The sequence below is a fragment of the Desulfonatronum sp. SC1 genome (assembly GCF_003046795.1).
Lineage (GTDB): Bacteria > Desulfobacterota > Desulfovibrionia > Desulfovibrionales > Desulfonatronaceae > Desulfonatronum.
In genome coordinates this window covers 1-645 of record NZ_PZKN01000081.1, presented here as the reverse complement: position 1 = coordinate 645, position 645 = coordinate 1, and the positions used below count along the sequence as shown (strand labels likewise).

1 protein-coding gene is annotated in these 645 nt (G+C 47.6%); it reads right to left on the bottom strand.

The genetic code is table 11. The features are described 5' to 3' along the window. Positions 1–645 (bottom strand): (Fe-S)-binding protein (locus tag C6366_RS20810; protein ID WP_199221571.1); only part of this gene is annotated, 645 nt, incomplete at both ends.

Sequence of the window (645 nt, the reverse complement as noted above, 5' to 3'; positions counted from 1 at the left end):
TTGTAATGCTTCTCTTCGTAACCAAAACCACCGGCCATACCACAACAACCTGAAGGAATCTCCTCGGCGGTGTAGTTTTCGGGGAACGACAACACGCGCTTCAGCACTCCTGGTTTCGACAATGCCTTTTGATGGCAGTGCACATGATACTTTATGGTTTTATGCTCAGCAGTAAAATCCGACCTTGAAATGCGGCCAGCTTCCATCTCCCTATCCAAAAATTCATCTAGCGTAAACGTGTGAGCAGCTATTTGTTCTGCAGCATTTCGCATTTCAGAGGGAACCAAATCGGGATACTCGTCCCTGAACGAAAGAATTGCCGCAGGCTCGATGCCCACAAGCGGCGTTTCAGAAGAAATTTTACCGTTAAGTCTGGATATGTTGGTACGTGCAATGCCTGCTGCCGCCCTCACAAACCCTTTGGAAATCTGCGTGCGCCCACTCTCCTTTACAGGAGCCAGAGCCACCTTATACCCCAAACGGTGAAGCAGCATCACCGTTTTAATGGTGATGTCACTGTCGTAAAAATTTGAAAATTCATCGGCCACTATCCATACTTTTCCCCTATGGGTTGGATGTGTTGATTTGCCATACCTTCCGTACCATTTATCGAAACGCTGTTTGGCATATTGAGGCAGCATACGC